Here is a 24786-nt window from a genome sequence, read left to right as displayed (position 1 = left end):
ATCCCGGGGCGTTCGCCGCGCACCCAGCCCTGTCAGCGCCAAGGAGTGAGTTCGTCTGTCGACCGCCATCCTCACCGGTCCCCCGGTACCCGGATCGTCGCTCGAAGGCGATCTCCGGTCGCTGGGTTTCGACGTACGTACCGCGCCGGGCGCGGAAGAGGCCCGGGGCCTGCTGGCCGCCGCCCCCGCGACCGAGCGCGTCGCCCTGGTCGACTCCCGTTTCGTCGGCCATGTCCACGCCCTGCGGCTGGCCCTGACCGACCCCCGCTTCCCGGCCGCCGCCGTGCCCGGCGCGCTCACCGCCCAGCCCGGGGCCCGTGCCGCGCTGCTGCGCGCCCTGACGTCCCTGGACGGGGACGAGGACGGACCCCAGCCGCTCGGCGGCACGGCGGAAGCCCAGCGGACGGCCGCCACCGCCGTGGCTCCGTGTGAACCGCTCGCGGACCGGGCCGCCACCGCGCTCGACGCCGAGGGCACCACCGTCACCCGCCCCGAACTCGGCTCGCTCGTCGCCGCCGTACCGGCCGACGCCACCGCCCGGGAGCGGGCCGAGGCCGCCGTCGCCGCCGTGGACGACGAGGCCGTACGGTTGCGCTCCGCCGTGAAGGCCCGCGACGGCTTCTTCACCACGTTCTGCATCAGCCCGTACTCCCGCTATCTCGCCCGCTGGTGCGCCCGCCGCGGCCTGACCCCCAACCAGGTCACCACCGCGTCGCTGGTCACCGCGCTGATCGCGGCGGCCTGCGCGGCCACCGGCACCCGCGGCGGCTATGCCGCCGCCGGCGTGCTGCTGATCTTCTCCTTCGTCCTGGACTGCACCGACGGGCAGCTCGCCCGTTACTCGCTCCAGTACTCCACGATGGGCGCCTGGCTGGACGCCACGTTCGACCGCGCCAAGGAGTACGCCTACTACGCGGGTCTGGCGCTCGGTGCCGCGCGGGGCGGCGACGACGTATGGGCGCTCGCCCTCGGCGCGATGGTCCTCCAGACCTGCCGCCATGTCGTCGACTTCTCGTTCAACGAGGCGAACGTCGACGCGACGGCCGCGAGCAGCGGGGGCAAGGCCGTCGTGGGCACCCCCACCGCCGCCCTGTCCAGCAGGCTCGACAGCGTCGGCTGGACGGTCTGGGTGCGCCGGATGATCGTGCTGCCCATCGGCGAGCGCTGGGCGATGATCGCCGTCCTGACGGCCGTCACCACGCCGCGGATCGTCTTCTACGCGCTGCTCATCGGCTGCGCCTTCGCCGCCTGCTACACCACGGCCGGCCGTGTCCTGCGCTCGGTGACCCGCAGGGCCACCCGTACCGACCGGGCCGCCCAGGCCCTCGCGGACCTCGCCGACTCGGGACCGCTCGCCGGACTCGTCGCACGGGTGCTGCGGCGCCCGGCCCGCGCGCTGCCCGGTGTGCTGCCGTTCCTGATCGCGCTGGCCGGTGGCGTCGTGGTCGTGGCCACGGCGGCCTTCGCGCCGCTGAAGGATCCCTCCGACGGCCCGGTGCTCATCCTCGGTGCCCTCGTGTACGTCCTGACCTCGGGTCTCGCCGTCGCGCGCCGGATGGGCGGCGCCCTCGACTGGCTCATCCCACCGGTCTTCCGGGCGGCCGAGTACACCACCGTCCTGGTGTTCGCCGCCCGCGTCGATGTGCCCGGCGCGCTGCCCGCGGCCTTCGGGCTGGTGGCGGCGGTCGCCTACCATCACTACGACACGGTGTACCGCATCCGCGGCGGCGCCGGCGCCCCGCCCCGCCGCCTCGTGCGGGCACTCGGCGGGCACGAGGGCCGCACCCTGCTGGTCACCCTGGCCGCCGCCTTCTCCACGCGCGCGTTCGACTTCCCGCTGGAACTGACGGTGCTCGCCGCCGCCGTGGCGCTGGTCGCGCTCACGGAGTCCATCCGGTTCTGGATGTCCTCCGGAGCCCCCGCCGTACATGACGAAGGAGAAGCCGCATGATCGGCCTCGTACTCGCCGCCGGTGCCGGAAGGCGTCTGCGCCCCTACACCGACACGCTGCCGAAGGCCCTCGTGCCGGTGGACCCGGCGGGGGAGGGGACCACCACGGTCCTCGACCTGACGCTCGGCAACTTCGCCGAGGTCGGCCTCACCGAGGCCGCGATCGTCGTCGGCTACCGCAAGGAGGCCGTGTACGAGCGCAAGGCCGCCCTGGAGAGGACGTACGGGCTGAAGCTCACGCTCGTCGACAACGACAAGGCCGAGGAGTGGAACAACGCCTACTCCCTCTGGTGTGCGCGCGATGTGCTGGCCCAGGGCGTGATCCTCGCCAACGGCGACACCGTGCACCCGGTCTCCGTCGAGAAGACCCTCCTCGCGGCCCGCGGCGGGGACCGCAGGATCATCCTCGCCCTCGACACGGTCAAGCGGCTGGCCGACGAGGAGATGAAGGTCATCACGGACGGCGCCAAGGGCGTGCGCCGGATCACCAAGCTGATGGACCCGGCCACCGCCACCGGCGAGTACATCGGGGTCACACTGATCGAGCCCGAGGCCGCCGCGGACCTCGCCGACGCCCTCAGGACCACCTTCGAGCGCGACCCCGACCTCTACTACGAGGACGGCTACCAGGAGCTGGTGAACCGGGGCTTCACCCTCGACGTGGCGCCCATCGGCGACATCCCCTGGGTCGAGATCGACAACCACGACGACCTGGCGAAGGGCCGTGAGATCGCGTGCCAGTACTGACCCGGCTCATTCCGTCCCCGGTCGTCGTGGACATCAGGCCCGGCGCCCTGGACGATCTCGCCGGCCTCCTGGCCGACCAGCGGATCTCCAGCGCGGGCCGGCTCGCCCTGGCCATAAGCGGCGGCTCGGGACAGCTGCTGCGCGAGCGGCTCGCACCGGACCTGCCGGGCGCGGACTGGTTCTCCGTCGAGGACGGCACGATCGACTCGGCGGTCAGGCTCGCGGACGGCATCAAGGGCAAGCGGTACGACGCCGTGGTCGGCGTCGGCGGCGGCAAGATCATCGATGTGACGAAGTACGCGGCGGCCCGGGTGGGCCTGCCGATGGTGGCCGTCGCCACCAACCTCTCGCACGACGGCCTGTGTTCACCGGTCGCGACGCTCGACAACGACAACGGCCGCGGCTCGTACGGTGTCCCCACCCCCATCGCCGTCGTCATCGACCTCGACGTGATCAGGGACGCGCCGGTCCGCTTCGTCCGGTCCGGCATCGGCGACGCCGTCTCGAACCTCTCGGCCATCGCGGACTGGGAGCTGTCGCACCGTACCAACGGCGAGCCGGTGGACGGACTGGCCGCCGCGATGGCCCGTACGGCGGGTGAGGCCGTGCTGCGCCACCCCGGCGGGGCCGGCGACGACGAGTTCCTGACCGTCCTGGCGGAGGCACTGGTACTCACCGGTATCGCCATGTCGATCAGCGGGGACACCCGTCCCTCGTCCGGCGCCTGTCACGAGATCAGCCACGCCTTCGACCTGCTCTACCCCAAGCGCGCCGCGCTCCACGGCGAACAGGTCGGCATCGGCGCCGCCTTCGCCATGCATCTGCGGGGCGCGCACGAGGAGTCACATCTGTTCACCGAGGTGCTGCACCGGCACGGGCTGCCCGTGCTGCCCGAGGAGATCGGCTTCACCGTGGAGGAGTTCGTGCGGGCCGTCGCCTACGCGCCGCAGACCCGTCCGGGCCGCTTCACCATCCTCGAACACCTCGACCTGTCCACCGACCAGATCAGGGACGCGTACGCCGACTATGCCAAGACCATCAGTAGCTGAACTCCGCCCGGTCGTACACCCGGCGGGTGTCAAGGACCGGCGCAGCGGTGAGCACTGGGCCGGGCGCCTGTACATGCGGGAGATCTCCCTGCGCGTCGACCGGTACCTGGTGAACACGCGGGTCACGCCCAACCAGCTGACGTACGTGATGACCGTCGCCGGTGCCCTCGCCGCCCCCGCCCTCCTGGTGCCGGGCATCACGGGCGCGGTGCTCGGCGTGCTGGCGGTCCAGCTCTATCTGCTGCTGGACTGCGTCGACGGTGAGATCGCCCGCTGGAAGAAGCAGTACTCGATGACCGGGGTGTATCTGGACCGGGTCGCCGCCTACCTGTGCGACGCCGCCGTTCTGCTCGGCTTCGGGCTGCGCGCCGCCGACCTGTGGGGCACCGGACGGATCGACTGGCTGTGGGCCTTCCTCGGTACGCTCGCCGCCCTCGGCGCCATCATGGTGAAGGCCGAGACCGACCTGGTCGGCGTCGCCCGTCACCAGCAGGGGCTGGCTCCGGTCAAGGAGGCGGCCTCCGAGCCGCGCTCGTCCGGTATGGCGCTGGCCCGCAGGGCCGCCGGGGCGCTGAAGTTCCACCGGCTCATCCTCGGGATCGAGGCGTCCCTGCTGATCCTTCTCCTGGCGATCCTGGACTCGGTCAGGGGCGATCTGTTCTTCAGCCGCCTCGGGATCGCGGTCCTGGCCGGGATCGCCGTCGTCCAGACCGTGCTGCACCTGGTCTCCATCCTGGCGTCCAGCAGGCTGAGGTGAGCGACATGCGGCTCGGCGCGGTGATCATCACGATGGGTGACCGCCCCGGCGAACTGCGTGCGCTGATCGACTCCGTCCTCCGCCAGAACGGCGACCCGGTCGAGATCGTCGTGGTCGGGAACGGCGCCCCCGTGGGCGCCGTCCCCGACGGCGTACGGACGGTCGAGCTGCCCGAGAACCTCGGTATCCCCGGCGGCCGCAATGTGGGGATCGAGGCGTTCGGGGCCGCCGGCTCCGACGTGGACGCCCTGCTCTTCCTGGACGACGACGGTCTGCTGCCCCACACCGACACCGCGGAGCTGATCCGCGGGGCCTTCGCGGCCGATCCCGTGCTCGGGATCGTCAGTTTCCGGATCACCGACCCGGAGACCGGTCTCACCCAGCGCCGCCACGTCCCGCGGCTGCGCGCCTCGGACCCGCTGCGGTCCTCCCGGGTGACGACCTTCCTCGGCGGTGCCAGCGCCGTGCGCACGAAGGTTCTCGCGGAGGTCGGCGCGCTGCCCGGCGGTTTCTTCTACGCCCACGAGGAGACCGATCTCGCCTGGCGGGCGCTCGACGCCGGCTGGATGATCGACTACCGCGCCGACATGGTGCTGAACCACCCGGCCATGCCGCCGTCCCGGCACGCCGTCTACCACCGCATGGTGGCCCGCAACCGGGTCTGGCTGGCCCGTCGCAATCTGCCGGCCGTCGTCGTCCCGCTCTATCTGGGCGTATGGGTGCTGCTCACCCTGGTCCGGCGCCCTTCCCTGAGCGCGCTGAAAGCGTGGTTCGGCGGGTTCCGGGAGGGCTGGGCGACCCCGTGCGGGCCGCGCCGTCCGATGAAGTGGCGTACGGTATGGCGGCTGACCCGGCTGGGCCGACCGCCTGTCATCTGACAAGCTCGGTTCTGAGAGCATCGGACAAGAGGCCGCCTGCCTCTTGCCCCCCCGGGGCCGGGCCCGTCCGCGCCCGCGCCCGACCGGCTGCGCATCTTGAACACGAAAGTTTCAACTTGTGAGTGACACAACCCAAGAGGGTGCGATCGCTGTGAGCGCCCCCCCGTCGCCCGACGACGGTCTGTCCGCGGCGGATCTCGCCGCCAAGTACGGTCTGTCGGTGAGCGGTGCCCGGCCAGGGCTGCGCGACTACATCCGGCAGCTGTGGGGCCGGCGTCATTTCATCCTGGCCTTCTCCCAGGCGAAGCTCACGGCCCAGTACAGCCAGGCGAAGCTGGGCCAGCTCTGGCAGGTGGCGACCCCCCTGCTGAACGCCCTTGTCTACTACTTGATCTTCGGCCTCATCCTGGGGACCAAGAAGGACATCCCCCAGGATGTCTTCGTGCCCTTCCTGGTCACCGGGGTCTTCGTCTTCACCTTCACCCAGAGCTCCGTGATGGCCGGTGTCCGTGCCATCTCCGGAAATCTGGGGCTCGTCCGGGCCCTGCACTTCCCCCGGGCCTCGCTGCCGGTCTCCTTCTCCCTCCAGCAGCTCCAGCAGCTCCTCTTCTCGATGATCGTGCTGGTCGTCGTCGCGGTGGCCTTCGGCAGCTACCCGACCCTGAGCTGGCTGCTGGTCGTGCCCGCGCTGGCGCTCCAGTTCGTCTTCAACACCGGGCTCGCGCTGATCATGGCGAGGCTGGGCAGCAAGACCCCCGACCTCGCCCAGCTGATGCCGTTCGTGATGCGCACCTGGATGTACGCCTCGGGCGTGATGTTCTCGATCCCGGTGATGCTCAAGGACAAGCCCTCCTGGATCGCCGACGTACTCCAGTACAACCCGGCCGCGATCTACATGGACCTGGTCAGGTTCGCGCTGATCGACGGCTACGGTTCGTCGAACCTGCCCGCGCACGTCTGGCTGGTCGCGCTGGTGTGGTCCGTGGTCCTGGGCGTCGTCGGCTTCGTCTACTTCTGGAAGGCTGAGGAGCGCTACGGCCGTGGCTGAGGACAACACGCAGGGGCGTATCCCCACGGTCATCGCCGACGACGTGCACATCGTGTACCGCGTCAACGGCGGTGGCGGCGGCAAGGGCAGCGCCACCGCCGCGCTCAGCCGCATACTCCGCCGCGACAAGGGGGAGTCGCGGGGCGTTCGCAAGGTCCATGCCGTCCGGGGGGTCACCTTCACCGCGTACCGCGGCGAGGCGATCGGGCTGATCGGCACCAACGGTTCCGGCAAGTCGACCCTGCTGCGTGCGATCGCCGGTCTGCTGCCGGCCGAGAGCGGCAAGGTCTACACCGACGGCCAGCCGTCGCTGCTGGGGGTCAACGCGGCTCTGATGAACGATCTGACCGGTGAGCGCAATGTCATCCTCGGCGGTCTCGCCATGGGAATGACCCGCGAGCAGATCCGGGAGCGCTACCAGGGCATCGTCGACTTCTCCGGCATCAACGAGAAGGGCGATTTCATCACCCTCCCCATGCGGACCTACTCCTCCGGCATGGCCGCCAGGCTCCGGTTCTCCATCGCCGCCGCCAAGGACCACGACGTCCTGATGATCGACGAGGCGCTGGCCACCGGCGACCGCAAGTTCCAGATCCGCTCCGAGCAGCGGATCCGCGAGCTGCGCAAGGAGGCGGGCACGGTCTTCCTGGTCAGCCACAGCAACAAGTCGATCAGGGACACCTGCGACCGGGTGCTCTGGCTGGAGAAGGGCGAGCTGCTGATGGACGGTCCGACCGACGAGGTCATCAAGGCGTACGAGAAGGAGACCGGCAAGTAGACCGGTCTTCCATGATCGAAAGGGCCCCCGCCGGATCGTCCCGGCGGGGGCCTTCTGGCGGGTCAAACGTCAAGTTCGGTCAAGTCCGTTGGGCCGGGGGATGGTTGGCGTGTATTGCGGCGTTCTTGTATGCGCGTCACACCCCGGCGTGTTCCTCTTAGCTGTAGAACGTAAGCTGTGCTGGGCTGATGCGCGGCAAGTGGCGGTCATTCCCGCGGAGCGCCCGGCCCGGCCTGGCAGCCTTCTGTACTCGGTGGAGTGGGCGGCGTGTCCGAAATGGGATGTATTAGGTCGGCAGTGTAGAACGGAAGATGTGACGGCAATGACGGAAAATCTCCAGCTCCGCGAGGATTCCGCCGTCCCCGTACTGGGCAGCACGCGATGACGGGCCCCCCGGAGGTACGCTCCGACGCCTCCTCGCGCACCACCCTGGACAAGGCCGCGGATGAGAACTTTCCCGTGGCCCCGTTCTTTCTGCCGCGCGCGTGGCGAGACGATCTGATGGCCGTGTACGGCTTCGCCCGGCTCGTCGACGACATCGGTGACGGCGATCTCGCCCCCGGCGGCGGCGACGCCCGCCACCTGGGTGTCGCCGCCGCCCAGGCCGATGACCGGCTGGTCATGCTCGACGCCTTCGAGGCCGATCTGCGGCGCGTCTTCGACCCGCAGGGCCCGGCCCCGGCGCATCCGCTGCTGCACGCCCTCGCCCCGACCGTACGGCGCCGTTCACTCACCCCCGAGCCGTTCCTCGGACTCGTCGCGGCCAACCGCCAGGACCAGTTGGTACGCCGCTACGAGACCTACGACGACCTGCTCGCCTACTGCGAGCTGTCCGCCAACCCGGTCGGCCGTCTCGTCCTCCAGATCACCGGCACCGCGAGCCCCGAGCGTGTCCGCCGCTCCGACGCCGTCTGCACGGCGCTCCAGATCGTCGAACATCTCCAGGACGTCACCGAGGACCTCGGCAACGACCGTGTCTATCTGCCCGCCCAGGACATGAAGAGGTTTCATGTCACGGAGGCGGATCTGGCCGCGGGCACCGCGAACGCGTCGGTGCGCGCGCTGGTGGCCTTCGAGGCCGAACGTGCCGGGCAGCTGCTGAACGAGGGCGCCCCCCTGGTGGGCAGCGTCCACGGCCGGCTCCGGCTGCTGCTCGCCGGATTCGTCGCCGGAGGGCGTGCCGCCCTCGCTTCGATCGCGGCCGCCGGGCACGATGTGCTCCCCGGACCGCCCAAACCCACCAAGCCGCGTCTGCTGCGCGAAGTGGGAGCTGTCCTGCGAAGTGCGCACAGAAAGGGGTGAGCCGGAACATGGAGGGACAGACGCCCATGTCCGCGCCGGTACTGGCGGCCTACAGCTACTGCGAGGCCGTCACCGGGCAGCAGGCCCGTAATTTCGCCTATGGCATCAGGCTGCTGCCTGCCGAGAAGCGGCAGGCCATGTCCGCGCTGTACGCCCTCTCCCGGCGGGTGGACGACATCGGCGACGGCACACTCGCCCCGGAAGCCAAGCTGGCACGCCTCGACGACACCCGTGCCCTCCTGGACCGGGTCAGGAAGGGCGCGGTGGACGAGGACGACACCGACCCCGTCGCCGTCGCGCTCACCGACGCGGCGCGCCGCTTCCCGATCCCGCTCGGCGGCCTCGACGAGCTGATCGACGGCGTGCTGATGGACGTACGCGGCGACTCGTACGAGACCTGGGACGACCTGAAGGCCTACTGCCGGTGTGTCGCGGGCGCCATCGGCCGGGTGTCGCTCGGCGTGTTCGGCACCACCCCCGGCGCGCCCGGCGCCGAGCGCGCCGCGGAGTACGCCGACACGCTGGGACTCGCCCTCCAGCTGACCAACATCCTGCGCGACGTGCGGGAGGACGCGGGCAACGGCCGTACGTACCTGCCCTCCGACGACCTCGCCAAGTTCGGCTGCTCCGCCGGCTTCCACAGCGCGGCCCCGGCCGCGGGGGCCGACTTCGCCGGACTGGTGCACTTCGAGGTGCGCCGCGCCCGCGCGCTCTTCGCCGAGGGACTGCGCCTGCTGCCCATGCTCGACCGGCGCAGCGGAGCCTGCGTCGCCGCCATGGCCGGTATCTACCGCAGGCTGCTCGACCGCATCGAACGCGACCCCGAAGCCGTGCTGCGCGGCCGGGTCTCGCTGCCGGGACATGAGAAGGCGTATGTCGCCGTGCGCGGGCTCTCGGGGCTCGACGCGCGCCAGATCTCCCGGCAGACCATCAGGAGGCGTGGCTGATGCGGCTTTCCGCCCGATTCGGCCTGATCTCCATGTTCCACGGAATCCACCGCGACACGTACGCGTACCAGCGGTTCTCAACCTTGAGTCGATGTGACACGTCCCTGACCGTGACAGAACCGGCGGTTCTGGCGAAATGTCACGGACAGACCCCAGGAGGGCATGAATGACGACGGCCGAGGGCACGTCCCGCCACGCGGTCGTGGTCGGCGCGGGACTCGCCGGCATCACGGCCGCCCTTCAGCTCGCCGACGCCGGCGTGCGGGTGACCCTCGTCGAGGGGCGGCCCCGGCTCGGTGGACTCGCGTTCTCCTTCCAGCGCGGTGACCTCACGGTCGACAACGGTCAGCATGTGTATCTGCGCTGCTGCACGGCCTACCGCTGGTTCCTCGACCGGGTGGACGGCGCCGCGCTCGCGCCGATCCAGGACCGGCTGGACGTACCCGTACTCGATGTCGCCCCGGCGGGCGGGCCCAGGCTGGGACGGATCCGCCGCAACGGGCTGCCCGTACCGCTGCACCTGGCCGCCGGGCTCGCGACGTATCCCCATCTCTCGCTCGCCGAGCGCGCCTCCGTCGGGCGCGCCGCGCTCGCGCTGAAGCGGCTGGATCCCGCCGATCCGGCGCTGGACGGAATCGACTTCGCCACCTGGCTCGGCCGGCACGGCCAGTCGAAGCGCACCATCGAGGCGCTCTGGGACCTGGTGGGCGTGGCGACCCTCAACGCCACCGCGCCGCACGCGTCCATGGGGCTCGCCGCGATGGTCTTCAAGACCGGACTGCTCTCCGAGCCCGGCGCCGCGGACATCGGCTGGGCGCGGGTCCCGCTCGGTGAACTGCACGACACGCTGGCCCGCAAGGCACTCGACTCCGCGGGGGTACGGACCGAGACCCGTACCCGTGTCAGCTCCGTCTCCCGTGCGGAGAACGGCGGTTGGCATGTCGACATGGACGGAGAGCGGCTCGACGCGGACGCCGTCGTCCTCGCCGTACCCCAGCGCGAGGCCCACGCGCTGCTGCCCGGGGGCGCGCTCGCGGACCCCGACCGGCTGCTGGATATCGGCACCGCGCCGATCCTCAACCTCCATGTCGTGTATAGTCGCAAGGTGCTGCGCCGGCCGTTCTTCGCCGCGCTCGGCAGCCCGGTCCAGTGGGTCTTCGACCGTACCGATGCCTCCGGACTGACGGACGGCCAGTATCTGGCCGTGTCGCAGTCAGCCGCCCAGGACGAGATCGACACACCCGTGTCGGAGTTGCGCGCACGCTATCTGCCCGAACTGGAACGACTCCTTCCGGCCACCCGGGGTGCCGAGGTCCGGGACTTCTTCGTGACACGCGAGCGCACCGCGACCTTCGCGCCCGCACCGGGGGTGGGAAGGCTGCGGCCGACGGCCCACACCCGCGCCCCCCGTCTCTTCCTGGCCGGCGCATGGACCGCCACCGGTTGGCCCGCGACCATGGAGGGGGCGGTGCGCAGCGGCTTCAGCGCCGCGGGCGCGGCCCTCTCCGAACTGGGGCACCGCCATGAACACCCCTTGCGGGAGGCGGCATGAGCCCGAGTACCGCACCAACGAGTACTGGAACAAGAGGAGAGACCGTGCCGACTGTGCCCCCGGCGAATCCGGCTGTCGACACCGCGGACGTCCACGCGCTGCTGGAGCGTGGGCGGAGCCTGTCAACGCCCGTGCTGCGCGCCGCCGTTGAGCGGCTCGCCGCGCCCATGGACACCGTCGCGGCCTACCACTTCGGCTGGATCGACGCCGAGGGACGGCCCGCCGCCGGAGACGGCGGCAAGGCGGTGCGGCCGGCGCTCGCTCTGCTCTCCGCGGAGGCCGCCGGCGCCCCCGCCGAAATGGGCGTCCCCGGCGCGGTCGCGGTGGAGCTGGTCCACAACTTCTCGCTGCTGCACGACGATCTGATGGACGGCGACGAGCAGCGCCGCCACCGCGACACCGTATGGAAGATGCACGGTCCCGCCCAGGCGATCCTCGTCGGCGACGCCCTCTTCGCGCTCGCCAACGAGGTGCTGCTGGAGATCGGCACGGTCGAGGCGGGCCGCGCGACACGCCGCCTGACCACCGCGACCCGCAAACTGATCGACGGTCAGGCGCAGGACATCTCCTACGAGCACCGTGAGCGGGTCACCGTCGAGGAGTGCCTGGAGATGGAGGGCAACAAGACCGGCGCCCTGCTCGCCTGCGCCGTCTCCATCGGCGCGGTCCTCGGCGGCGCCGACGACCGTACGGCCGACACGCTGGAGGCGTACGGGCACCATCTCGGCCTCGCCTTCCAGGCCGTTGACGATCTGCTCGGCATCTGGGGCGACCCGGAGGCCACCGGCAAGCAGACCTGGAGTGACCTGCGTCAGCGCAAGAAGTCCCTGCCGGTCGTCGCCGCGCTCGCCGCGGGCGGACCGGCGTCCGAACGGCTCGGTGAACTGCTCGCCGCCGACGCCAAAAGCAACGATTTCGAGACCTTTTCGGAGGAAGAGTTCGCCACCAGGGCGGCGTTGATCGAGGAGGCGGGTGGCCGGGAGTGGACCTCCCAGGAGGCCCGCAGGCAGCACGCCGTAGCCATCGAGGCCCTGGACGGAGTCGATATGCCGGAACAGGTCAGGGCGCGACTCATCGCGCTCGCGGATTTCGTCGTCGTACGAAAGAGATGATCGCTATTCCCATATGCCTTCCTTCCGGGGGTTGACCTCCATACCCCCAAGCAGTCGCCGTCCACAGCCCGTAGGGCGCCGGACGACGGAGACCCCAGCACAGCAGAAGCACACCACTGCACGAAGGGGAAGCCATGACAGCGACGACCGACGGGAGCACCGGGGCCGTGGGACCCCGCGCAGCCTCGGCCAGCGAACCGACCGAAACCATCACCCCCGCGGGCGGTGACCTTCGGGTCGCCGCCGAGCGGGCCACCGCACGATCCGTCGAGTATCTGCTCGGCAGGCAGGACGCCCAGGGCTGGTGGAAGGGCGACCTGGCGACCAATGTGACGATGGACGCCGAGGATCTGCTGCTCCGCCAGTTCCTCGGAGTCCAGGACGCGCGCACCACGGAGGCGTCGGCCCTCTTCATCCGCGGTGAGCAGCGCGCCGACGGAACGTGGGCCACCTTCCACGGAGGCCCCGCCGACCTCTCCGCCACCATCGAGGCGTATGTCGCCCTGCGGCTGGCCGGAGACAGCCCCGAGGACCCGCACATGGCGCGCGCCTCCCACTGGGTGCGCGAACGGGGCGGCATCGCGCGCTCCCGGGTCTTCACCCGGGTGTGGCTCGCCCTCTTCGGCTGGTGGAAGTGGGACGACCTGCCCGAACTGCCGCCCGAGCTGATCTTCTTCCCCAAGTGGTTCCCGCTCAACATCTATGACTTCGGCTGCTGGGCTCGGCAGACGATCGTGCCGCTCACGATCGTCTCCGCGAAGCGGCCCGTACGGCCCGCTCCGTTCGCCCTGGACGAGCTGCACTCCGACCCCGCGCGTCCTCGCCCGGACAAGTCCTTCGCGCCCATGACCAGTTGGGACGGTGTGTTCCAGCGCCTCGACAAGGCGCTGCACGCCTACCACAAGGTCGCGCCGCGCAGGCTGCGCCGTACCGCGATGAACGCCGCCGCGCGCTGGATCATCGAACGGCAGGAGAACGACGGCTGCTGGGGCGGAATCCAGCCCCCCGCCGTCTACTCCCTGATCGCGCTGCATCTGCTCGGCTACGACCTCGACCACCCGATCATGCGTGCCGGTCTGGAGTCGCTCGACCGGTTCGCCGTCCGGCGCGCGGACGGCGCCCGGATGATCGAGGCCTGTCAGTCCCCGGTCTGGGACACCTGCCTCGCCACCATCGCACTCGCCGACGCCGGGCTGAACCCGGACCATCCGGCCCTGGTCAAGGCCGCCGACTGGATGATCGGCGAACAGATCGTGCGCCCCGGCGACTGGTCCGTACGCCGGCCCGGACTCCCCCCGGGCGGCTGGGCGTTCGAGTTCCACAACGACAACTACCCCGACATCGACGACACCGCCGAGGTCATCCTCGCGCTGCGCCGGGTCAGACACCCGGACGCCGGACGGCTCGACGCGGCCATCGAGCGCGGCGCCCGGTGGAATCTGGGCATGCAGTCGCGGAACGGGGCCTGGGGCGCCTTCGACGCCGACAACACCAGCCCGTTCCCCAACCGGCTGCCCTTCTGCGACTTCGGCGAGGTCATCGACCCGCCGTCCGCGGACGTCACCGCGCATGTCGTCGAGATGCTCGCCTTCGAGGGCAAGTCCCACCACCCCGGCACCCGCCGCGGCATCGAGTGGCTCCTCGCCGAGCAGGAGACCAACGGCGCCTGGTTCGGCCGCTGGGGCGTCAACTACGTATACGGGACAGGCTCCGTGGTGCCCGCGCTGACCGCGGCCGGACTGCCCGCCTCCCACCCCGCGATCCGCCGCGCCGTCGCCTGGCTCCGGTCCGTGCAGAACGAGGACGGCGGCTGGGGCGAGGATCTGCGGTCGTACAACGACGAGGCGTGGATCGGACGCGGTGCCACGACCGCCTCCCAGACCGCGTGGGCGCTGCTCGCGCTCCTCGCGGCCGGCGAGCGGGAGAGCAAGGCCGTCGAACGGGGGATCGCCTGGCTCGCCGGGTCCCAGCGGGAGGACGGCTCCTGGGACGAGCCGTACTTCACCGGCACCGGCTTCCCCTGGGACTTCTCCATCAACTACCACCTCTACCGGCAGGTCTTCCCGCTCACCGCTCTCGGCCGGTACCTCCACGGCGAGCCCAAGCCGCTCGCGGTCCGCGCGGGCGTCCGCAAGGGAAGCTGATGGAGCGGTCCTCCGGTCCGTCCTCGGCTCCGTCCTCCGGTCCGTCGTCGCGTCCGGCACCCGGTCCCGCCGTGCCGCTGCTGATCGCCTGCGCGCTCGGCATCGAGCGGTTCGCCCTGCGCGCGGGCCGGTCCGGCGCGGCGGGCCCGGTGACCGTCCTGCGTACGGGCATGGGACCCAGGAACGCCGAGCGCGCCGTGGTACGGGCGCTGGGAGAGGCCCGGAACAGGGACGCGGCCGTGATCGCCTCCGGGTTCTGCGCCGGACTCGTGCCGGGGATGAACCCGGGGGATCTGATCGTCGCCGACGAGACCCGGGACCCGGACGGTTCCACGCCCTGTACGAGCACAGGGCTGCTGGTGGACGCGCTGGCCAGGGCCGTGCCGGGCCATATGGTCCACACCGGCCCGCTGACCGGCTCCGACCATGTGGTCCGGGGTCAGGAGAGGGCCCAACTGCGCGCCACGGGGGCGGTCGCGGTGGACATGGAGTCCGCGGCAACGCTCCGAAGTGCTCTGAGCGCCGGGTCCCGCCCGGTTGCGGCCGTCCGGGTGGTCGTGGACGCTCCAGAGCATGAGCTCGTCCGTATTGGCACAGTGCGCGGTGGAATATCAGCCTTCCGTGTTCTCCGTGCCGTCCTTCCGGCTTTCCACGAATGGCACCGTTCTTTGCTGCTCCCCAGGAGGTGAGCTAGATGGCCATGCCGCTCCGTCAGACCATCAGGGTCGGGACGTACCTCTTTGAACAGAAGCTCCGCAAGCGTGAGAAGTTTCCGCTCATCGTCGAGCTGGAACCCCTCTTCGCCTGCAATCTGAAATGTGAGGGCTGCGGCAAGATCCAGCACCCGGCCGGCGTCCTGAAGCAGCGTATGCCCGTTGCCCAGGCCGTCGGGGCGGTGCTGGAGTCCGGGGCGCCCATGGTCTCCATCGCCGGTGGCGAGCCGCTGATGCACCCGCAGATCGACGAGATCGTCCGGCAGCTGGTGGCGAAGAGGAAATACGTCTTCCTGTGCACCAACGCGATGCTGCTGCGCAAGAAGATCGAGAAGTTCACCCCTTCGCCGTATTTCGCCTTCGCGGTGCACATCGACGGGCTGCGTGAGCGGCACGACGAGTCCGTGGCGAAGGAGGGGGTGTTCGACGAGGCCGTGGCGGCCATCAAGGAGGCCAAGCGCCGCGGTTTCCGGGTGACCACCAACTCCACCTTCTTCAACACCGACACCCCGCAGACCATCATCGAGGTGCTCAACTACCTCAATGACGATCTGAAGGTCGACGAGATGATGATCTCGCCCGCCTACGCCTACGAGAAGGCCCCCGACCAGGAGCACTTCCTGGGCGTCGAGCAGACCAGGGAGCTGTTCAGGAAGTCGTTCGCCGGCGGTAACCGGGCGCGCTGGCGTCTCAACCACTCACCGCTGTTCCTGGACTTCCTCGAAGGCAAGGCCGACTTCCCCTGCACGGCGTGGGCCATTCCCAACTACTCGCTCTTCGGCTGGCAGCGGCCCTGCTATCTGATGAGCGACGGGTATGTGCCGACGTACCGGCAGCTCATCGAGGAGACGGACTGGGACAAGTACGGCCGCGGCAAGGACGCGCGCTGTGCCAACTGCATGGCGCACTGCGGCTATGAGCCGACCGCCGTCCTCGCCACCATGGGCTCCCTCAAGGAGTCGCTGCGGGCGGTCCGTGAGACGGTCGCCGGGACGCGGTGACGACGACCGGACAGTCCGACGACGGGGTCCGCCGGGGACTCCCGCCGTCACCGTGAGCTGAGGAAGCATTCCGAGAGGGGGCCCGAGCGTGTCAGTCTTGGAGAATATCCGGGGGCCGCGCGATCTCAAGGCGCTGAGTGAAAGCGACATCGGTGAACTGGCCGAGGACATCAGACAGTTCCTGATCCAGGCGGTCGCCAGAACCGGCGGCCATCTCGGGCCCAATCTCGGGGTGGTGGAGCTGACCATCGCCCTGCACCGGGTCTTCAATTCGCCTGTCGACCGAATTCTGTGGGACACCGGCCATCAGAGCTATGTCCATAAACTCCTCACGGGCCGACAGGACTTCTCCAAACTGCGCGGCAAGGGCGGCCTGTCCGGTTATCCCTCGCGCGCCGAGTCCGCACACGATGTCATCGAGAATTCGCACGCCTCGACGGTTCTCGGCTGGGCCGACGGACTCGCCAAGGCCCGTGAGGTGCTGGGCGGCGAGGACCATGTCGTCGCGGTCATCGGGGACGGGGCGCTCACCGGCGGGATGGCCTGGGAGGCACTGAACAACATCGCCGCGGCCAAGGACCGGCCCCTGATCATCGTGGTCAACGACAATGAACGGTCCTACGGTCCGACGATAGGAGGACTCGCCGATCACCTCGCCACCCTCCGTACCACCGACGGCTACGAGAGCGTCCTGGCCTGGGGCAAGGAGGTACTCCAGCGCACCCCCGTGGTGGGCCGGCCGCTGTACGGGTCGCTGCACGGCGCGAAGAAGGGGTTCAAGGACGCCTTCGCCCCGCAGGGCATGTTCGAGGACCTCGGTCTCAAGTACGTCGGACCGGTCGACGGACATGACACAGCCGCCCTGGAATCGGCGCTGCGGCGCGCGAAACGCTTCCACGGGCCCGTGCTGGTGCACTGTCTGACGGAGAAGGGGCGCGGCTACGCGCCGGCGCTGGAGCACGAGGCGGACCGCTTCCATACGGTCGGCGTGATGGATCCGCTGACCTGCGAGCCGCTGGCACCGTCGAGCGGCCCGACCTGGACCTCGGTGTTCCGCGACGAGCTCGTCGCGATCGGCGAGGAGCGGCCCGATGTGGTGGCGATCACGGCGGCCATGCTGCACCCCGTCGGGCTGACGAAGTTCGCCGAGCGCTTCCCGGACCGGGTCTGGGACGTGGGGATCGCCGAGCAGCACGCGGCGGTCTCCGCGGCGGGGCTCGCCACGGGCGGGCTGCATCCGGTCGTCGCCGTCTACGCCACGTTCCTCAACCGCGCCTTCGACCAGTTGCTGATGGATGTCGCCCTGCACCGGTGCGGCGTCACGTTCGTACTCGACCGGGCCGGGGTCACCGGGGTCGACGGGGCCTCGCACAACGGCATGTGGGACATGTCGGTCCTTCAGTGCGTACCCGGGCTGCGGATCGCGGCGCCGCGCGACGCGGGACAGCTGCGGGCGCAGCTGCGCGAGGCGGTGGCCGTGGACGACGCGCCGACGGTCGTCCGGTTCGCCAAGGAGCCGGCGGGCGCCGAGATCCCGGCCGTCGGACGCGTGGGAGGGATGGACGTCCTGCGCCGCGCGGCGGACGCGAAGGTGCTGCTCGTTGCGGTGGGGGTGCTCGCGCCCGTGTGCCTCCAGGCGGCGGAGCTGCTCGCGGAGCGCGGTATCGGCTGCACGGTGGTCGATCCCCGGTGGGTCAAGCCTGTCGACGAACAGCTCGCCCCGCTGGCGGAACGGCACGGGCTGGTCGCGGTCGTCGAGGACAACAGCCGCAGCGGCGGGGTGGGTTCGGCCGTCGGACAGTCGCTGCGTGACGCCGGGGTGGACGTACCGCTGCGGACCTTCGGCATTCCGGAGGAGTTCCTCGCCCACGCCAAACGGGGTGAGGTGCTGGCCGACATCGGTCTCACCCCGGTGGAGATCGCGGGCCGGATCAGCGCGGCCCTGGCGCGCCACGAGAGCCGGGCACGGGTGGGGAAGCCGGCGAGCGAGCGGAACCCGGCGGGCAGGAAGAACCCGGCGGGCAGGGAGAACACGGCAGGCAGGACGAGCCCGGCAGGCAAGGAGAGCGCGGAATGACCGAGCCCACGGGTTTCGACCTGTCGCGGCTGCTCGCCGAGCGCGGCGCCGAGCGCTACGAGCTGTACACCAAGCACCTCAACCACCAGCTCCCGCGCATGCTGCACACCATCGGCTTCGACCGGTTCTACGAGCGGGCCGAGGGAGCCTACTTCTGGGACGAGGAGGGCAACGACTATCTGGACATGCTCGCCGGCTTCGGCGTCATGGGTCTCGGCCGGCATCACCCCGTCGTACGCAAGGCGCTGCACGACGTCCTCGACGCCTCGCTCGCCGATCTCACCCGTTTCGACTGCCAGCCGCTGCCCGGACTCCTCGCCGAGAAGCTGCTCGCCCACTCCCCGCATCTGGACCGGGTGTTCTTCGGCAACAGCGGTACGGAAGCGGTGGAGACGGCGCTGAAGTTCGCGCGGTACGCGACCGGGAAGCCCAGGATCCTGTACTGCTCGCACGCCTTCCACGGGCTCACCACGGGCGCGCTGTCGGTCAACGGCGAGGACGGCTTCCGGGACGGCTTCGCACCGCTGCTGCCCGACACCGCTCTCGCGCTCGGCGATCTCGACGGTCTGGAGAGGGAGCTCGAGCGGGGCGATGTGGCCGCCTTCGTCGTCGAGCCGATCCAGGGCAAGGGCGTCCACGAGACACCGCCCGGATTTCTGCGCGCGGCCCAGGAGCTGCTGCGCAGGCACAAGGCACTGCTCATCGTCGACGAGGTGCAGACCGGCCTCGGCAGGACCGGGGACTTCTACGCGTACCAGCACGAGGAGGGGGTGGAGCCGGATCTCGTCTGTGTGGCCAAGGCGCTCTCCGGCGGCTACGTACCCGTCGGCGCGACCCTGGGCAAGGACTGGATCTTCAAGAAGGTCTACTCCTCGATGGACCGGGTGCTGGTCCACTCGGCGAGCTTCGGATCCAACGCCCAGGCCATGGCCGCGGGGCTGGCCGTGCTGTCCGTGATGGAGGACGAGAACGTCGTGGCCAACGCTCGGGCCACCGGGGATCTGCTCCGGTCACGCCTGGCCGCGCTCGTCGACCGCTATGAGCTGCTGTACGAGGTACGCGGCCGTGGCCTGATGATCGGCATCGAGTTCGGCCGGCCGAACTCGATCAAGCTGCGCGGTCGGTGGACCATGCTCCAGGCGGCCCGCAAGGGACTCTTCGCGCAGATGGTGGTCGTACCGCTGCTCCAGAAGCACCGGATCCTCACCCAGGTCTCCGGCGACCATCTGGAAGTGATCAAGCTGATTCCGCCGCTGACCATCGGGGAGAGGGAGGTCGAGCGCTTCGTGGACGCCTTCACGGCGGTCATGGACGACGCCCACGGCGGTGGCGGACTGATGTGGGACTTCGGCCGGACCCTGGTGAAGCAGGCCGTGGCCAACCGGTAGCGCGCGTCCGGAGGTCGTTTTGCCTCCGAGGTAAGAAATTTGCCTCGGAGGAAAGTTCCTGGCGCAATGGACGTATGAGCACACCTCCCGCCGGAGAGGCCGGCGAAGACCTGTCCGGCCAGCTGCCCGATGTCGCACCCCGCCTGCGCGACCTGCGCCGCGGCCGGCGGCTCACCCTGGAGAACGCCGCCCGGCGGGCCGGACTCTCCCCGGCCCATCTCTCCCGGCTGGAAACCGGCCGTAGACAACCGTCGCTCCCGATGCTGCTGAGCCTCGCCCGTATCTACGGTACGACCGTCTCCGAGCTGCTCGGGGAGATTCCGCCGGAACGGGATCCCATCGTCCGGGCCGACCGGATGGAACCGGTCGAAGCCGACGGCTGGACCTACTACCAGGCCGGCGGCTCGGGCCGGGCCATGCAGCCGCTGCGGCTCCAGGTCCCGTACGGGGCGCAGGGCGACCTCGTCCGCGTACACCCGGGTGAGGAGTGGCTCCATGTCCTCGAAGGGCGGCTGCGGCTGACCCTCGGGGACGCCGTACACGTACTCGACCCCGGGGACAGCGCGCACTTCGACTCGCTCACCCCGCACCGGATCGCGGCGGCCGGACCCGAGGGGACCGAGCTGCTCTTCGTCCATACCCTGCTGCAGAGCCCCGCCGCCGAGCTGTGCCTCGGCGCCGGGGCTCATCGCCGCTGACCTGCTGAGAGAGGTCTGCCACCATGCCCGAGTCAGAGAACCCCGTGTCGGAGAACCCAGTGTCGGAGAACCCCGTGCCGGAGAACGCCGTGTCGGAGAATGCCGCGCCCGGTCATGTCATGAAGGAGGAGGGGAAGTTCCCCCGCGGGCTGGTCATCCGGCTCTTCGCCTATCTGATCGCCGGCCATCTCTTCGCGGCGTTCCTCTATCTGCTCTTCGAGATGGGCGCGCGGGGGTAACGGCTCGGAGGTGGCGGCCCGAGGGGTGGCGGCTCGGGAGTGGCGCTGTCGCCGTCGTCGTCGCTCGCTCAGGCCTGGTCGAGAAGGCGGGCGCGGAGCCGCTCGCGGGTCTCGGGGGCGAGCCCGAGCCCCTCGGCCAGATAGCGGTCGGTGGTGCCCCAGGTCTTCTCGATGGTCTCGAAGGCCGCCGCGAGGTACTCGGCGCGAGCGTCGAAGAGCGGGCTGAGGAGCTCCATCACCTCCGAGGACATCCCGGCGGCCGAGCTGTCGCTGCGGCGGATCGGGTAGCGGCGGTGCGGGTCGTTCGACTTGAGATAGTCGGCCTCGATCGCCTCAGGCTCCACCCCGACGGCGAGCAGGGACACCGCGATGGAGAGCCCCGCCCGGTCCTTGCCCGCCGCGCAGTGCATGAGCGCGGGGACACTGTCCTCGGCGAGGGAGTGCAGGACGCGGCTGTGCTCGGCGGTGCGTTCCGTGATGATCGTCCGGTACGAGTCGATCATCCGGTTCGCCGCCTTGCCGTCCGAGAGGATCGAGCGCAACTGGTCGAGATCGCCGTCCCGCACCATCAGCCAGAACTCGGCGCCGTCCGCCGGATCGGTGAGCGGCAGGTTCACATTGCGTACGCCGGGCAGCTCCACGTCCGCGCCGTCGAGCTTCAGATCGGCGCCGTTGCGGAAGTCGAAGATGGTGTGCAGGCCGAGGGAGGAGAGGAAAGCGGCGTCGGCCGGGGTGGCGTTGGCGAGATGCCCGCTGCGGAAGAGCCTGCCGTGGGCCACCCGTCGGCCGTCCGTGGTCGGCAGCCCGCCCACGTCGCGGAAGTTGCGCACGCCGGACAACTCGGGCTCTGTCGACGGGACCTGCGGCAGCTGCTGCGTCACGGCGTGCTCCTCCGTGTCTGCCGTCGGCGCGGCTCGCCGACGATGTCGATTCCCGACCCTACGACATTTGTTCCTCAGGCAACCTGTGGCAATCAGCCCAGCACCCGAGGGGGCAGAAGCGCATTATTCGGACACGCCGCGTCGATGAATATCGCCCACATGCCCATCTGTCCGGAATGGGTGATTCCGTATAACCTGCCCCGGTCACGGGGGAGATGGGCTCGGGTCCGTGAGCAGGATCATATCCGTGACGTTGCGTGGTGGTATCGGGAAGGGGAATTGCTTCCCCGTAAGGAAATTGGAGAGCGGAATCCACGCAGGGTGACCGGATAACCCGGGCGATATCCGGAACGGCTGAGACCACCGGAATACAGCATCTTGTTCCGGCCGTCCGACTCGCTTACCTTCAGCCTCAATCCGAGCGGATCGCCGAATCCTGCCGCCGCTTGGAATTCGCATCCATCCATCAACGCGTGGCAGGAGCGGGGGACCCAGGTAGTACGCCGATCCGGAACTCCGGACGGCTTGGGGTGAAGTCGCGCACGACGTGCGGCCGGGCAGCTCCAGCCCGAACCCGACAGCTCACCTCGCAGGCGCCGGAGAGGAATTCGCCATGCCCGCGAAGGGTAAGCACCGCCGTCCCAAGACCAACCCCATCTCGCGCGGATTCATCGCCGCCGGCACGGGTGGCGCAGCCATCGCGCTTCCGCTCATCGGCGCCACCGGCGCGCACGCCGCGGAGAAGGCCGCTCCCGCCACCGCTCCGCAGGCCGCCGTTCCCGCCTCGGCGCTCACGGCCCAGAACCTGTCCGGCGCCCAGCAGCGGGCCGAGACGAAGCAGACCGCCGCCCGAGCCGCCGCCACCAAGGTCGCGAGGACCTACACCGTGGTCGCCGGGGACTATCTCTCCAAGATCGCCGTCGAGCACCATGTCCGTGGCGGCTGGCACAGGCTGTACAAGGACAACCGGGAGGCCATCGGCGACAACCCGTCGCTGATCCACCCCGGCCTCAAGCTGACCCTCGGCGCGAGGGCCGCGGCGAGTTCCTCGTCCGAGACCCCGGCGGAACCCTCCAGCTCCTCGGCCGACTCCGCCTCCACGTCCGCCGACTCCTCCTCGCCCGACTCCGCCGCCGCCCCGTCCGACGACTCCGCGTCGAGCGGCTCGACGGACGAGTCCGCGGCCTCGACCACCGAGCAGGCCCCCGCCCCCGACACGGCGGAGCCGAGCGCCGGTTCCGGCTTCACCGCGCCGGTCGACGGACCCACCTCCACGCCGTACCGGGCCTCCGGCGCCAGCTGGTCCAGCGGCTACCACACCGGTGTCGACTTCTCGGCGTCCTCGGGCACCCCCGTCAAGGCGGTCGGCGACGGCACGGTCGTGACGGCCGGCTGGGGCGGCTCGTACGGCAACCAGATCGTCATCCAGCACAGCGACGGCATGTACTCGCAGTACGGCCACCTGTCGTCCCTGGAGGTCTCCGCGGGCGACAGTGTCAGCGCGGGCCAGGAGATCGGACTCTCCGGTTCCACCGGCAATTCCACCGGACCGCACCTGCACTTCGAGATCCGCACCGGCCCCGAGTACGGCTCGGACGTCGACCCGGTGGCCTACCTCCGGGAGAACGGCGTCAACCTCTGATTCGTCAGATCACGTCAGCCCATTCCGCTGCCCGGCACTTCCCGTGCCGGGCAGCGGCGGTTTTCGGCTATTCCCGCTTGGTCGAATCTTGACCGATGGCATATCTCACCCGGCGTCAACCCCTCCTTACGGTCGCGTAGGTCACATCTGCCGGTGAATGATGTGGTGCTGTGGCAGACGATTCGAGATCAAGAAGAAATGGCGTACTCGGGTCGTACGCGGCGATCGGCGACAGCTTCACCGAGGGGGTGGGAGATCCGGGCCCCGACGGGATGTATGTCGGCTGGGCGGACCGGTTCGCGGTCCTGCTCGCCGACCAACTGCCGGTCTCGGGTCCGACGGACAACACCGCCCACGGCGATTTCCGGTACGCCAATCTCGCCGTACGCGGCCGGCTCCTCGACCAGATCGTCGATGAACAGATACCGCGCGCGAAGGAACTCGCCCCGGATCTGGTGACGTTCTGCGCCGGCGGCAATGACATCATCCGGCCCGGCACCGACCCCGACGATGTCGCCGAGCGTTTCGAGCGGGCCGTCGCCGATCTCTCCGGCGCCGTCGGCACGGTCATGGTGACCACCGGCTTCGACACCCGGGGCGTGCCCGTGCTGCGCCATCTCCGCGGCAAGATCGCCACGTACACCGCCCATGTGCGGGCCATCGCGGACCGCTACGACTGCCCGGTGCTCGATCTCTGGTCGCTCAAGTCCGTCCAGGACAGGCGCGCCTGGGACGGCGACCGGCTGCATCTGTCACCCGAGGGGCACACGCGCGTGGCGTTGCGCGCCGCGCAGGTCCTCGGCCTCGATGTGCCCGCGGACCCGGACCAGCCGTGGCCGCCGCAGCCCCCGCGTGGGACGCTGGAGGGCCGGCGCGACGACATCCACTGGGCGCGCGAGTATCTGGTGCCGTGGATCGGGCGACGGCTGCGCGGCGAGTCGTCCGGCGACCATGTCGAGGCGAAACGGCCCGACCTTCTGCCCCTCAAGCACTGACCCGGGGAGACTCCCCTCCCGGGGTGGGTCGGGCCGACCGTATCCCCGCAGGGATCCGCTCCAGCACCCCTCCGGCGAAGACGTCGTACAACGGCAGCGTCTCCAGATGCACATAGCCGATATGGCAGTCGCACACCGCCAGCGGGCACGCCCGCGGAGCGAGCGCCCGCCGGTAGGACCCGTCGTAGAGATTGCCCAGCTCGGCGCGGACGAAGTGGCAGCGCCGCACCGTCCCCTCGCCGTCCACCGAGATCACCGACTCGCCCGTACGGCAGGGCAGACCGGCCGAGCGATGCGGGCTGCGGCTGTAGGGAAAGAGCGGATCGAGAGCCGTCCAGCGGTCGGCCTCCTCGTCCGTATAGCTGTGCCCCTCGGCCGCGTTGATCCAGAGATACACCTGCTCGGGCAGGTCCGCGCGCAGCCGGCGGGCGTGCTCCAGATGGTCCGGCAGACCGACGACCCCCACACTGAACCGGATCGACCGGTCCGCCAGCTCGTGGGTCTTCGCGAGGAAGCGGTCGTAGGGCGTCTGGCCCGGGTGGTACGTACACCACAGGGCGAGCTTCGCGGGATCGGCGTCCGCCAGCCAGTCCGTGCGGCAGCTGAGATTCGTCTGGATCGCCACGCGGCCGATGTGCGGCAGCCGCGACAGCTCGGTGAGAGCGCGCCGGTACCAGGAGCGCACCAGCCCTTCGCCCCACGGGGTGAACAGCACCGACAGCCTGTCCTCCCGCTGCTCCGAAGCCCAGGCGGTGAAGCGCTCCAGGGCGGCCCGGTCCGCGCGCAGTTGGTCCGGGCTGTCGCGGCGCTTGGCGAACGGGCAGTACGGGCAGTCGTAGTCGCAGGAGGCGAGCGGGCCGCGGTAGAGGATCGTCAGGTCCACGGGGT

General features: G+C 70.2%; 22 protein-coding genes and 1 riboswitch. Of the genes, 20 read left to right on the top strand and 2 right to left on the bottom strand.

The window, feature by feature from the left end; all coding sequences use genetic code 11:
* The first annotated feature begins 55 nt into the window (after positions 1 to 55).
* The 18 genes from CU044_RS32710 (at position 56) to CU044_RS39115 (ending at position 20380) form a co-directional block, all read left to right on the top strand.
* Positions 56 to 1951 (top strand): DUF5941 domain-containing protein, encoded by a 1896-nt coding sequence (locus CU044_RS32710; protein WP_129772360.1) that lies wholly within the window; start codon positions 56 to 58, stop codon positions 1949 to 1951.
* Positions 1948 to 2697 carry a phosphocholine cytidylyltransferase family protein gene (locus CU044_RS32705; protein ID WP_129772359.1) on the top strand — a complete coding sequence of 250 codons (750 nt, stop codon included), beginning with the start codon at positions 1948 to 1950 and terminating at the stop codon, positions 2695 to 2697. The genes CU044_RS32710 and CU044_RS32705 overlap by 4 nt, the downstream gene beginning before the upstream one ends.
* Positions 2685 to 3746: an iron-containing alcohol dehydrogenase family protein gene (locus CU044_RS32700; RefSeq protein WP_129772358.1), complete on the top strand. Its 1062-nt coding sequence runs from the start codon at positions 2685 to 2687 to the stop codon at positions 3744 to 3746. The genes CU044_RS32705 and CU044_RS32700 overlap by 13 nt, the downstream gene beginning before the upstream one ends.
* A complete protein-coding gene (locus CU044_RS32695) occupies positions 3724 to 4503 on the top strand; it encodes a CDP-alcohol phosphatidyltransferase family protein (RefSeq protein ID WP_129772357.1) in 780 nt (259 codons plus the stop codon). Before CU044_RS32700 ends, CU044_RS32695 begins: the two co-directional genes overlap by 23 nt.
* A gap of 5 nt (positions 4504 to 4508) precedes the next feature.
* Positions 4509 to 5381 (top strand): glycosyltransferase, encoded by an 873-nt coding sequence (locus CU044_RS32690; RefSeq protein WP_129772496.1) that lies wholly within the window; start codon positions 4509 to 4511, stop codon positions 5379 to 5381.
* Between the two features lie 118 nt (positions 5382 to 5499).
* Complete coding sequence (locus CU044_RS32685) at positions 5500 to 6429, top strand: ABC transporter permease (RefSeq protein WP_129772356.1); 930 nt, start codon at positions 5500 to 5502, stop codon at positions 6427 to 6429.
* The gene (locus CU044_RS32680; RefSeq protein WP_030355206.1) at positions 6422 to 7207 is read left to right on the top strand and encodes an ABC transporter ATP-binding protein; all 786 of its coding nucleotides are present in this window, start codon (positions 6422 to 6424) and stop codon (positions 7205 to 7207) included. Before CU044_RS32685 ends, CU044_RS32680 begins: the two co-directional genes overlap by 8 nt.
* Positions 7208 to 7588: 381 nt before the next feature.
* Positions 7589 to 8509 (top strand): squalene synthase HpnC, encoded by a 921-nt coding sequence (gene hpnC, locus CU044_RS32675; RefSeq protein WP_129772355.1) that lies wholly within the window; start codon positions 7589 to 7591, stop codon positions 8507 to 8509.
* Positions 8510 to 8517: 8 nt separating this feature from the next.
* Positions 8518 to 9456: a presqualene diphosphate synthase HpnD gene (gene hpnD / locus CU044_RS32670; RefSeq protein ID WP_129772354.1), complete on the top strand. Its 939-nt coding sequence runs from the start codon at positions 8518 to 8520 to the stop codon at positions 9454 to 9456.
* Between the two features lie 166 nt (positions 9457 to 9622).
* Positions 9623 to 11008 carry a hydroxysqualene dehydroxylase HpnE gene (gene hpnE / locus CU044_RS32665; protein ID WP_129772353.1) on the top strand — a complete coding sequence of 462 codons (1386 nt, stop codon included), beginning with the start codon at positions 9623 to 9625 and terminating at the stop codon, positions 11006 to 11008.
* Between the two features lie 53 nt (positions 11009 to 11061).
* A complete protein-coding gene (locus CU044_RS32660; protein WP_165372041.1) occupies positions 11062 to 12120 on the top strand; it encodes a polyprenyl synthetase family protein in 1059 nt (352 codons plus the stop codon).
* 134 nt (positions 12121 to 12254) lie between these two features.
* Positions 12255 to 14264, top strand: a complete 2010-nt coding sequence (gene shc / locus CU044_RS32655; RefSeq protein ID WP_129772351.1) for a squalene--hopene cyclase — start codon at positions 12255 to 12257, stop codon at positions 14262 to 14264.
* A complete protein-coding gene (locus tag CU044_RS32650; protein WP_129772350.1) occupies positions 14264 to 14953 on the top strand; it encodes a 1-hydroxy-2-methyl-2-butenyl 4-diphosphate reductase in 690 nt (229 codons plus the stop codon). Before shc ends, CU044_RS32650 begins: the two co-directional genes overlap by 1 nt.
* A 5-nt stretch (positions 14954 to 14958) precedes the next feature.
* Positions 14959 to 15978: an adenosyl-hopene transferase HpnH gene (gene hpnH / locus CU044_RS32645; protein ID WP_129772349.1), complete on the top strand. Its 1020-nt coding sequence runs from the start codon at positions 14959 to 14961 to the stop codon at positions 15976 to 15978.
* An 88-nt stretch (positions 15979 to 16066) separates the two neighbouring features.
* A complete protein-coding gene (gene dxs, locus CU044_RS32640) occupies positions 16067 to 18055 on the top strand; it encodes a 1-deoxy-D-xylulose-5-phosphate synthase (protein WP_129772348.1) in 1989 nt (662 codons plus the stop codon).
* Positions 18052 to 19443, top strand: a complete 1392-nt coding sequence (locus tag CU044_RS32635) for an aspartate aminotransferase family protein (RefSeq protein ID WP_129772347.1) — start codon at positions 18052 to 18054, stop codon at positions 19441 to 19443. Before dxs ends, CU044_RS32635 begins: the two co-directional genes overlap by 4 nt.
* Before the next feature lie 74 nt (positions 19444 to 19517).
* A complete protein-coding gene (locus tag CU044_RS32630; protein WP_129772346.1) occupies positions 19518 to 20141 on the top strand; it encodes an XRE family transcriptional regulator in 624 nt (207 codons plus the stop codon).
* 89 nt (positions 20142 to 20230) lie between these two features.
* A complete protein-coding gene (locus CU044_RS39115; protein WP_240045989.1) occupies positions 20231 to 20380 on the top strand; it encodes a DUF6126 family protein in 150 nt (49 codons plus the stop codon).
* A gap of 68 nt (positions 20381 to 20448) precedes the next feature.
* On the opposite strand, the gene CU044_RS32620 is transcribed toward CU044_RS39115, so the two are convergent.
* Positions 20449 to 21261, bottom strand: a complete 813-nt coding sequence (locus CU044_RS32620) for a tyrosine-protein phosphatase (RefSeq protein ID WP_129772345.1) — start codon at positions 21259 to 21261, stop codon at positions 20449 to 20451.
* A gap of 417 nt (positions 21262 to 21678) precedes the next feature.
* Positions 21679 to 21870: riboswitch (cyclic di-AMP (ydaO/yuaA leader) on the top strand.
* A 4-nt stretch (positions 21871 to 21874) separates the two neighbouring features.
* On the opposite strand from CU044_RS32620, the gene CU044_RS32615 reads away from it, so the two are divergent.
* Both CU044_RS32615 and CU044_RS32610 read left to right on the top strand, forming a co-directional pair.
* Complete coding sequence (locus CU044_RS32615) at positions 21875 to 22903, top strand: M23 family metallopeptidase (RefSeq protein ID WP_129772344.1); 1029 nt, start codon at positions 21875 to 21877, stop codon at positions 22901 to 22903.
* 170 nt (positions 22904 to 23073) lie between these two features.
* The gene (locus CU044_RS32610; RefSeq protein ID WP_129772343.1) at positions 23074 to 23898 is read left to right on the top strand and encodes an SGNH/GDSL hydrolase family protein; all 825 of its coding nucleotides are present in this window, start codon (positions 23074 to 23076) and stop codon (positions 23896 to 23898) included.
* On the opposite strand, the gene CU044_RS32605 is transcribed toward CU044_RS32610, so the two are convergent.
* The gene (locus CU044_RS32605; RefSeq protein WP_129772342.1) at positions 23888 to 24781 is read right to left on the bottom strand and encodes an STM4011 family radical SAM protein; all 894 of its coding nucleotides are present in this window, start codon (positions 24779 to 24781) and stop codon (positions 23888 to 23890) included. The two genes, CU044_RS32610 and CU044_RS32605, sit on opposite strands and share 11 nt — an antisense overlap.
* Positions 24782 to 24786 lie beyond the last annotated feature (5 nt).

Origin of the sequence: Streptomyces sp. L-9-10 (assembly GCF_004151105.1) — a bacterium.
Lineage (GTDB): Bacteria > Actinomycetota > Actinomycetes > Streptomycetales > Streptomycetaceae > Streptomyces.
This window is presented reverse-complemented; position numbering and strand designations above follow the sequence as displayed.

Bases quoted from the DNA above. Each gene is read 5' to 3' on its own strand.
- shc (WP_129772351.1), top strand. From the start codon at position 12,255: ATGACAGCGACGACCGACGGGAGCACCGGGGCCGTGGGACCCCGCGCA.
- CU044_RS32630 (WP_129772346.1), top strand. From the start codon at position 19,518: ATGAGCACACCTCCCGCCGGAGAGGCCGGCGAAGACCTGTCCGGCCAG.
- hpnC (WP_129772355.1), top strand. From the start codon at position 7,589: ATGACGGGCCCCCCGGAGGTACGCTCCGACGCCTCCTCGCGCACCACC.
- hpnE (WP_129772353.1), top strand. From the start codon at position 9,623: ATGACGACGGCCGAGGGCACGTCCCGCCACGCGGTCGTGGTCGGCGCG.
- hpnH (WP_129772349.1), top strand. From the start codon at position 14,959: ATGGCCATGCCGCTCCGTCAGACCATCAGGGTCGGGACGTACCTCTTT.
- CU044_RS32615 (WP_129772344.1), top strand. From the start codon at position 21,875: ATGCCCGCGAAGGGTAAGCACCGCCGTCCCAAGACCAACCCCATCTCG.
- hpnD (WP_129772354.1), top strand. From the start codon at position 8,518: ATGGAGGGACAGACGCCCATGTCCGCGCCGGTACTGGCGGCCTACAGC.
- CU044_RS32695 (WP_129772357.1), top strand. From the start codon at position 3,724: ATGCCAAGACCATCAGTAGCTGAACTCCGCCCGGTCGTACACCCGGCG.
- CU044_RS32705 (WP_129772359.1), top strand. From the start codon at position 1,948: ATGATCGGCCTCGTACTCGCCGCCGGTGCCGGAAGGCGTCTGCGCCCC.
- CU044_RS32635 (WP_129772347.1), top strand. From the start codon at position 18,052: ATGACCGAGCCCACGGGTTTCGACCTGTCGCGGCTGCTCGCCGAGCGC.
- CU044_RS32690 (WP_129772496.1), top strand. From the start codon at position 4,509: ATGCGGCTCGGCGCGGTGATCATCACGATGGGTGACCGCCCCGGCGAA.
- CU044_RS32650 (WP_129772350.1), top strand. From the start codon at position 14,264: ATGGAGCGGTCCTCCGGTCCGTCCTCGGCTCCGTCCTCCGGTCCGTCG.